Consider the following 8662-nt stretch of genomic DNA (forward strand, 5'->3'; position numbering starts at 1 on the left):
GACGCCGCAGGATCCCCCACCAACAGGGACTCCACGCTCAACGGTGAATAGCCCCATATGTACCGGCTGATAGTGACCCGGGAGGGCGCAGTGCCCTGCTCCTATAAGCAGTTCCCTTCGGTGCAGGAGCTGACGCGGATCGAGAACCGGTGGGATTTCGAGGCCAGTGTCGTGGACAAGCAGATGGTGATGGAGTTCGACCGTAAACGCCGTCCCATTGCTGAGGGCCTGCGGGTCGATCACATTGTGCTGGATGGCGTGCCTTACGAGGTCGCTCACGTACAGACCGCTCCGTGGAAGACGCCCGAACAGGCGCTGCTGGGCCGCTCTGTGGACGCCGGGCTGAAGAAGTGGGATGACGACTTCGGAGAAGAAGTCTGGACCCGCTCTCCAGTGCGTAAAACCGAGCCCCAGTGGATCGACTACTTCGACCGCCTCGACGCCCTGCTCGATGAGGACGGCACTATCTCTGAGGCCCAGCGGCTGGACCGCATTGCCAAGTCCATCGTCATCGCCCAACGCCAGGGCGTCATCCACATCCCGTGGTTGAGTAGCGGCACCGGCAACGGGCCGTTGTGGTGGCGGTTGGAACTGCTGACGATGTTTGGCCTGCCGAAGGTCTCCGAACGCTACTGGACGCACGCCAAGAGCGACCAGGAACGTCAGATCGAGGCTGACCTCGATGCCATCGCACCCTACGTAGGTCACATGATCGCCACCACAGGTGCGTACGTCCTCACCCCCGAGGACATGGACCCCTGCCCGCTGACTGAAGAAGAGATCGAAGAGATCGAACGCGACTACGCGCTCGGATCACCCCATATCGAACGATAGGAGAAACCTGTGACCACCACACCCGAAGACCGGCTGAAGAACTACCTGGCCCAGTTCTCACCCGAGGAACTGCGCTACATCGCAGACCACGGCCCCGACACCTGGACCAGGCAGGCCGCCTACGAGCTGTTCCAGCAGGACCAGTTGAAGGACGCCAACGTGCTGGAGCGGCTGAAGATCAGCGATGCCTACGTGGAATGGGCAGAGGAAGAGACACACAGGCAGGCGGCCGACGCCACTGCTGGCGCGACTGCGGATGGCTATATCTGGGACTACTGGGTGGAAGCAGACATGGCTAGGACCGCTGAGATGCAGGCCGAACATGCCCGCAGATTCCCCGACTGTGACGGTCCTTCCTGCCCTCATATCCGGTACTGAACCACGACAAGGAAGGAGAACAGGATGGCCAAGACCGTTGAAGAGATGAAGCAGCAGCGCCGGGAACTGGATCGGAAGATCAGGGCCGCTAAGCGCGCCGAGGCCAAGGCCGCTAAGGAGGCCAAGGTCTCCGCACAGCAGCGCCTGGGCGCGTGGCTGGCCGGGTTTGCAGACGCCGACACCGCCGAGGACGTGGAGGCCATCCAGCATGCGCTGGAGACCGAGCAGGGTCGCCGGGCGCTGGCAGGGCTGGTCGGTGCGGACACCACCAGCGCCGAACTTCCCCGCCAGCCGGCGGAGAGTTCGGACAGCCCGATGACTAATCCAGGCGACACCGACGCAGGAGGGAGGCCGGTATGGGCATGAGACGGCACCGCACAGCGGTGATGGAACAGTCCCTTCCGCACAGGGTCCCGGCGCTGGGACGAAGCGCGGCTTCGGTCCGGCTGCCGGGGCACTGTGCCTGCGGGCCACTGGCCCGCGACCCCCGGAGGGCGCCCGTCAATCCCTGCGGGATTGACTTTATGGCGCCTAAAGACGATCTGGTGTTCCGGGCAGCGCAGCAGGGACCCGGGGCAGCAGATCGGCTTCACCTCCTTGTGGTGCGGGGAGAGGCGGCAGCAGAGGCTCGACGCAGCACAAGGAGGTCAAGGTGACAGGCAGAGCAGGTTTCGACGTGGCACACCACCGGCAGAGCGAGGGTAAGGGACCGCGTGTCCGCAAGATCAAGGAGGCCTTCCGCGCACTGGACGCTGACGAAGTCCAGCGCCAGGCGAAGCGGAACCCGAACATCGTCGCGGACTTGTCGGCCAACAACGTGAGCATGGTCAACGACGGGCACGGCGGCTTCCGTCCGGCTACCTCGTTCCAGGAGGTGATCGACTACGGCGATCAGCGGGAGAGCCAGGTCTACCGGAAGATCAACGGGCGCAGCTTCACCACGACCACGATTGTGGCGCACCTGCCCAAGAGCATGTGCAAACCTGAACGGTACCGGCGCAGCGATGGGGAGCTCCGTACCCGGTGGGTACCGAAGGACCACGACGAGATGATGCGCTACTTCAACGAGACCGTGGACTATCTCTGCGATGAGGTGCTGCTGGGTGGTCAGCAGGCCGTCCATGGGTACGACCTGAATCTCGATGAGACCACGCCTCATATTCAGTTGGTCGCGGACACTTATGCGCCTGATCCGAAGCACGAAGGCCACCTGCGGGTGACCGCTTCACAGATGTGGGGCCAGCACAGGGAGGTCACCGACGACAAGGGCAAGGCGATCCCTGCGCAGAAGAAGATGCGGGGCTACCAGGCTGGGTTCCGCAAGCGGATGCACGGTGCCGGGTTCGACGTGGAGTTGGACGCTGATCCGGTGCGCAGCAGCCGCAAGCACACCAAGGAGGAATACGTCGAGATTCAGGAGGCCCAAGAAGCCCTGGAGGACCGTGCTGCCGCACTGGAGGTCAAGGAACAGGAGCACCAGGCCCGGGAAGCCCAGCTCTCCCAGTTGGAGGCGGCTGCTGAACGGGCCGGGTTCACCGCTGGCAGCAAACGCGGTCTTCAGGAGGGCCGGAAGAAGGGCTACGCCGAAGGCTTCAACAAGGGCAAGAACACCGGCGCTGCCGAAGCCGAACAGGAGAACCGGCGAATCCACGCCATGCTGGTGAAGGATCAGCGCGCTGCCCAGGAGGAACGCGAGAAGGCTACTGCCGAGAGGCAGGAGGCAGAGCAGGCCCGGGCACAGGTCCGGAGCAAGCTGGACGCTGCCCGCGCGCTGGAGAAGGCCTACCAGGAGTCACGGGATCGGCTGGAGGCTGCTAGGAAGTCTCTGCTGGAGAAGCCCGCCATCTGGAGCGCGTTCCTGAAGAACCGTCCGAAGCTCCGTGCGCAGTTCGAGGACTTCGAGCAGAAGCACTCACAGGCGCTGGACCGGGGTGTCTCCACGGCCAAGCAGAAGTCCGAGAACGCCAAAGCCGCAGCCGAGAAGAGGCTGGACCAGAAGCTGACCGCAATGGGCTGGGACGACCAGGAGAAGGGCGATGGCGAGCTTGAAGCGGGGTGGTGACCACGTCTGGCGATGGCGGTTAGCCTTCTATGTGGATCGACAAGCCTGTCTCCTGGGGGAGGATGTCGGGACGCAGAGCCCATTCATCGGTGTATTGACCCGTGAACTGCGGTCGGTAAGGAATGGTCGGCTGTGTGAACAGGTCAGTCAATCTGAGAAGCAGACTGTCCTTGGCGGCGTCATAATCCGATATGAAGTCTGCGCTGGGCAACGCCCATGGAGGGAGCACGCTCATTCCTGTGTACGCGAATGTTCCGTGCAAAAGCCCGAAGAGAAGTTCGGTAAGGTCACCACTTTTGCCTCGCGGCCCGATCGATGCAGGACGATCGCCCACCGTCACTGCGGCCAAGGCACGCTTCCCAACGAACGGCCCTTGCTCATAGCGAAGACGTTTCCCAGTATCGGGGTCTTTGCCGAAGGCGAAGCCGCTGACGAAAACCCGATCGAACCATCCTTTGAGAATGGCAGGCATTCCGTACCACCACAGCGGAAACTGGACTACCAGAGCATCGGCTCGCTGAAGCTTCTCTTGTTCAGCAACCACATCGGCGGGAAGCCGGTTTTTGCGGTAGGCCGTGCGAACATCCTCGCTCGCGCGGAACCGCTCACCAGCGTCGATTCCAGCGTCGGATCGAGTGACTACTGGGTTCCAATCCATCGCGTAGAGATCGGACTCCACGATGGTGTGGCCCAATTCCTTCAGGTGGTCTATGCCACTACGTCGCAGATGGTGGTTCAGGGAGCGAGGCTCCGGGTGGGCACTGATCCAGAGAACGGTTCGGTGAGTCATGTTAGCTATCCTTGTTGTTGAGGATCATGAACGGAAGTACGGACATTTTTGTCCCTAGTTCGGGAGTTTTATGCGTTTGCCGGTGAAGAGAGCTATGGAGGTCTGCCCTGTTGAGGTGGCTGTCTCTGTGCTGGGTGGGACGTGGAAGCTGACGGTGGTCAAACATCTTTTGGAAGGAACCCTCCGATTCGGTGAGTTGAGCAAGCTACTAGCAGGAGCAAACAGGAAGACACTCACCCGCCAGCTTCGAGAGTTAGAGGAAGACGGAATCGTCCATCGTGAGGTCTACCCGGAGGTCCCGCCTAAGGTTGAATACTCACTCACCGAGCTGGGACAAAGCCTCGCACCAGTTGTCGAGGTGATGAACGAGTGGGGAGCCGTGTATGGCAAGCAGAGTACGGCCTGAAGTAAGTGGCGAAATAAAAGTCGGGAGGTTCCGCCAGGTTCAAGCCCGAGGTAGCAGGCCCGTCTGCGAGCCGTCCCACATCGTTCAATCAAAAAAGAAAACCCACCCGGTGTCGGAGCACCGAGTGGGCAGGATGGGTTGCGTGGTCATAGGCCTCTGGTCTTCTTCACCAGTGCGCGGGCCTCGGGATAGTTCTCTCGGAAGTCCTCCAGCATGTGGAAGTGGGCACCATTGGGCAACTTCCCCCTCACGACCACGACGTAAACGTCGCGGTCGGTCCGGGGGTCAAAGTCGATGTATGCGAGATATTCGTTGTTCTCAAAGCGGCGCACGCCGCCCCTGGGGAGTTGCTGCTGTTCGTTGGTCATGCCACCAAGACACCTTCGACGAAGTACTCGATAGCTCGGTATGCCGCTTCATCGGAACCAATGACCTTCTCGACTTTCTCCTCTCCCCAGTAGGAGTGCCAAGAAGCTCTGGTGATGTTCCCCTCGCTATCGAGGGCGGCCACGATCTCCACATGCGGGCCTCCAGTAGTCAGCACGATGGCGACCTGGCGCTCGAGGACCACTTCCAGCGGTTCCTCATGCAGCGAGTCCATAGGGTCCTGGCCCTCGCGGGACTCCCCTGCATCCAGTGCGGTGAAGATCGCTCGGAAGGACTCTTCGTTGGCGCGGATTTGGTCAGCCAGCTTCTGGTGCATCGACGGCATAGCGGGTTCCTCTCGGGTCGTCAGCACTTTCGTGCTCACTCCCGGGCAGCGGCCTCCGCTGCCGCCCCACAGATGCTGCCCCATGGGGCAAACGATGGGGCACCGACCATGTATCTAGATGAATCTCAACGCTGTTGTTCGATGAACCGCGTCTCTAGATCGTTGATTTCATGCGGATCGAGGTACTAGTGTGTATCTCCATGTACGAGCGCGATGGACAGTTCAAGTCCCCCCTCGCGCACACATGGAAAGTGGCCTCTGACCTGGGGTTTTGATAACCAGGTTGGAGGTCATTTTCATTGAAAGTGCTAGAGAAAGTACTAGCGCAGCCTCTGGATGGCTGTTCGGAGGCCACCTTGCACGGTTGTGAGCGTGCATTCAGAAGAGCGGGCGCGGTGTTAAGAGCGTGGACTCGGCAGACTCGAAAACTGAGTCGCGTGTAGCACGTCAAGCCTGCAGGGCGCACGAACGACTGTATGACGCCGCTAGCTGGAACAGTGGTGTGATGGCTCGATCGCCGGATGTGGCAGAAGATGCGAGAGCAGGAGCTTGACTGTCAGCAGCGGGAGCACCCAAGCAATCAGAGCGGCCGGTGGCGGCATGACGGTCGTTAATGCGATCAGGATCGCGGCGGCGGCAAAGGCAATGGGCTGCCGCAAGAACTTCGGCGCAACGCTAATAAGCACGGTAGCGAGCACCACACCCGCGTAGACGACGATAGCTGTAGCCCAGGGCATCTCTTCCGGCAGCAGGAGCGCCAGCGCCAGCGGATGGACATGCATGGCGACGAATCCGAAACCGGACCATCGAGAGGTCTTCGCGCCGTGGAATCGGCGTGAACCCGACGGGGTGGCATTGACGACGACGCCACCGAAGACGTCGAAGCCGACGATGGCGACCACGGCGATCACCCAGAGCGCAGTGTCAGCACGTGTGGCCAGAGCTGCGGCGAAGGCCGCACCGAAGAGGCCCGCGCTGTACCCCAGTAGGCGCTCACCCGGGGTCGCGCCGGGTGAGATTAACATCTCGTCAACCCGCCTGACCCATGAGCATAGCGCCATCATTGACTTCCTTTCGTGCAAGGCTTGCGCGCTGGTGAATGCACAGTCACTATAGTTATCATGTATTCACTAGGGGATCGCACAGCGAAGGCGATCATTCGGGACGCAGCCATCGAGCTGTTCGGCCGTGACGGCTTCGATACGGTGTCACTGCGTACGATCGCCGGTCACTCAGGGGTGTCGCAGCCCCTCATCATCAAGCACTACGGTTCCCGGAGCGGTCTCATCAACGCCACTGACGAGCATGCGCTGAGCGTAGTGGAGCGGCTGCTGCATACGGTTGCGATCGAGTCGGGCGGAGCGTTCAATTCTGAGGCGACGACGGGCTCTGTCGCCCAGTTGCTCGCAGGCTCGACCATCGGACCGTATCTCGCACGCCTGCTCACATCCAACGGAGATCGTGCTCGTCGAGCGTTCGATCGCCTTGCAGAGTTCTCTTGCGGGCTGATTGACCAGCTCGCAGACGATGAGGCGATCGCATCAGATATCGACCATCGCCATCTCGCGGTGGTCTTGCTTGTTCACGACATCTCCGTACTTGTATTGCGGGATCGTATTACCGAGGCGCTCGGCGCCGACCCGCTCGATCGGGAAGGCGTCGCAGCATGGTCGCGAACAGTGCAAGCGCTTTACTCTGGCGAAGCCTTGACTAGCCCGAACCCCCGGCCGGAGGGAACTCCGCAAGCCCCCGGTTGCGACGACCTCCCACTCCTTCAGCAGCGTTGACCGGGCCACGAGTATGACAGCAAGTGGGGGTTTACGGAGCAGCGCTCCCGCTATTCCCGTATTGCCCGCCAGGATGATGTCATCGAGTGCCCATCCCATCTGTGTGATGACGGTCATGCCTCCGGCAGGCGTCAGGATCGGAGTCATGATTGCTGACGCCACGGAGTGATTCACCGTCACGGTCGAGGACCTCGTGGGCCTCCAACACGTGGTTGAGCCGCGAATGGAGCGTGGGCTGCGGCAGGAGCAGAACTAGCTCGGCGGTCCTGGTGGCTCGCCGCTGCGGGCCGCGATCGCGCACGCGCAGTTCGAGGCTATCCACCCGTTCATCGCCGGCAACAGCTGCGCTGGGGCACGCTTATCCCCACGGTCATGCACCGCGCCGACGCGCTGCGGAACGCACTCATCCCGGTCAGCACGGTCTTCGCCGGAGACGCCGATGCCGACATCGTCGGGCTCACCGGCTACCGAGTCGATCCGCCTGTGCTTGATGAGTGGGTAATCGGCTTCGCGTAGACGGCAGAGAAAGCTGCGAGGAACGCGGTGAGGCTGGCGGAGGACACCCGCTGTCGCACACCGAGGATCGGGTCCGCATCGGCCGACGTCAGCCAGTTTTCAGGAGGAGGCTCCGTCTCCACCGCGCGCCCCGAGGCGCCAGGCTTATAGCGCGACAGTCCGACCCAGAGGCTAGCAGGCGAGTTCGTGCTCCACTGGGCTTCTCCGAAAGGGTGGTCGACAGGGGCTGAGATGGCCTCGCGGTGATCCTGAGCTGAAGGGACGGTGGTCCCTCCTTGGCAGACCTTCTGGTCGGGAGATACGCCATCCGTCCTGGTCGTCCACTGAGTCTCTGCCTGTGCCTCACTCATGCGAGGCGGAGCCGAGAAGCGTGTGGGTCTGCTGGGTGGTCAGCGGAGGTACCGGAAGCAGCGTAGTGGTGTCTCGGTCAGGCCGGAGCCCGTCAAGGACGATCCAGAGATACCGGCGGTAGAGCTGGCTGATGTCACCGGGTTCATTTGCGTCAATGCTGTTGGGCGTGGTCGATGCGATCGTCGTGAGAGCAACTTGCAACAAGATCAGATCAGTGCCTGTCACGTCGTCACGTAGCAGACCTGCTTCGCGGGCGCGATCGGCCACTTTGTTCAGCAGAGGGGCGAGCCGGTCTCGGCCCCAATCGTATCTCCGCGGTTGGGCGAACTGTCCCGACAGCACCTGCGCCATGCCACGGTCCTTCGCTTGGATTGCCAGAGAGTGTTCGAGATAGAACACAAGCCCTGACCATGGGTCCGGCTCAGCCAGGGCTGTGGTGAGGATCCTCTCCAGCTCCTCTACCTGCTGGATGTGGATCGCATCGATGAGTTCCTCTTTGTTCGCGAACCGCCGATATGCGGTACCGACCCCGACACCGGCGCGGTGGGCGACATCATTGAGCGTCGCGTCCAGGCCCCGTTCGGCGAATACTGCGCGTCCTGCAGCGAGCAATCGCTCCCGATTTCGAACAGCATCCTTGCGCAGCTTCGGTTCTTCCATGCCCCCACCGTAGCAAGTGGATGTAGAGAATCCGTTTCCATGCTAGGCTCTCTTATGTGGATATCTTGCATCCGCTTCCAGTTGGCTCGGTCCCGAGCAGCTTCTCTCGATCTAGGGCATGTCTGAAAAATATATAGCGCCCGTCCTGCGAGACTGGCCAGATGTC

General features: G+C 61.6%; 12 protein-coding genes. 7 read left to right on the plus strand and 5 right to left on the minus strand.

What is annotated here, in order from left to right; genetic code table 11:
* Positions 1-57: 57 nt before the first annotated feature.
* The 4 genes from RIL96_RS13010 to RIL96_RS13025 all read left to right on the plus strand — a co-directional run bounded on the left by RIL96_RS13010 (position 58) and on the right by RIL96_RS13025 (position 3274).
* Positions 58-834, plus strand: a complete 777-nt coding sequence (locus RIL96_RS13010) for a hypothetical protein (protein ID WP_310549446.1) — start codon at positions 58-60, stop codon at positions 832-834.
* Positions 835-843: 9 nt separating this feature from the next.
* Complete coding sequence (locus RIL96_RS13015) at positions 844-1212, plus strand: hypothetical protein (RefSeq protein ID WP_310549447.1); 369 nt, start codon at positions 844-846, stop codon at positions 1210-1212.
* Positions 1213-1236: 24 nt separating this feature from the next.
* Positions 1237-1578 (plus strand): hypothetical protein, encoded by a 342-nt coding sequence (locus tag RIL96_RS13020; RefSeq protein WP_310549448.1) that lies wholly within the window; start codon positions 1237-1239, stop codon positions 1576-1578.
* Between the two features lie 286 nt (positions 1579-1864).
* Positions 1865-3274, plus strand: coding sequence for a plasmid recombination protein (locus RIL96_RS13025; protein WP_310549449.1), 1410 nt, complete (start codon positions 1865-1867; stop codon positions 3272-3274).
* A 19-nt stretch (positions 3275-3293) separates the two neighbouring features.
* Here the strand turns inward: RIL96_RS13025 and RIL96_RS13030 are convergent, their stop codons facing one another.
* Entirely contained in the window at positions 3294-4064 is a 771-nt protein-coding gene (locus RIL96_RS13030) for an NAD(P)H-dependent oxidoreductase (RefSeq protein ID WP_310549450.1), read from the minus strand.
* Between the two features lie 94 nt (positions 4065-4158).
* On the opposite strand from RIL96_RS13030, the gene RIL96_RS13035 reads away from it, so the two are divergent.
* Entirely contained in the window at positions 4159-4470 is a 312-nt protein-coding gene (locus tag RIL96_RS13035) for a winged helix-turn-helix transcriptional regulator (protein WP_310549451.1), read from the plus strand.
* 146 nt (positions 4471-4616) lie between these two features.
* Here the strand turns inward: RIL96_RS13035 and RIL96_RS13040 are convergent, their stop codons facing one another.
* From RIL96_RS13040 to RIL96_RS13050, 3 genes are all read right to left on the minus strand, one after another.
* Positions 4617-4838 (minus strand): hypothetical protein, encoded by a 222-nt coding sequence (locus tag RIL96_RS13040; protein WP_310549452.1) that lies wholly within the window; start codon positions 4836-4838, stop codon positions 4617-4619.
* On the minus strand, positions 4835-5182 hold the full coding sequence (locus RIL96_RS13045; RefSeq protein WP_310549453.1) for a hypothetical protein: 348 nt from the start codon (positions 5180-5182) through the stop codon (positions 4835-4837). The genes RIL96_RS13040 and RIL96_RS13045 overlap by 4 nt, the downstream gene beginning before the upstream one ends.
* A gap of 485 nt (positions 5183-5667) precedes the next feature.
* Positions 5668-6207 (minus strand): hypothetical protein, encoded by a 540-nt coding sequence (locus tag RIL96_RS13050; RefSeq protein WP_310549454.1) that lies wholly within the window; start codon positions 6205-6207, stop codon positions 5668-5670.
* A gap of 96 nt (positions 6208-6303) precedes the next feature.
* Here RIL96_RS13050 and RIL96_RS13055 point away from each other — a divergent pair, with 96 nt between their 5' ends.
* Positions 6304-6969 (plus strand): TetR/AcrR family transcriptional regulator, encoded by a 666-nt coding sequence (locus RIL96_RS13055; protein WP_310549455.1) that lies wholly within the window; start codon positions 6304-6306, stop codon positions 6967-6969.
* 372 nt (positions 6970-7341) lie between these two features.
* Positions 7342-7485: a hypothetical protein gene (locus RIL96_RS13060; protein WP_310549456.1), complete on the plus strand. Its 144-nt coding sequence runs from the start codon at positions 7342-7344 to the stop codon at positions 7483-7485.
* Between the two features lie 342 nt (positions 7486-7827).
* On the opposite strand, the gene RIL96_RS13065 is transcribed toward RIL96_RS13060, so the two are convergent.
* A complete protein-coding gene (locus RIL96_RS13065) occupies positions 7828-8496 on the minus strand; it encodes a TetR/AcrR family transcriptional regulator (protein WP_310549457.1) in 669 nt (222 codons plus the stop codon).
* Between the last annotated feature and the right edge of the window lie 166 nt (positions 8497-8662).

It is taken from the genome of Nesterenkonia aerolata (genome assembly GCF_031470965.1).
In the GTDB taxonomy this organism is placed as follows: domain Bacteria; phylum Actinomycetota; class Actinomycetes; order Actinomycetales; family Micrococcaceae; genus Nesterenkonia; species Nesterenkonia aerolata.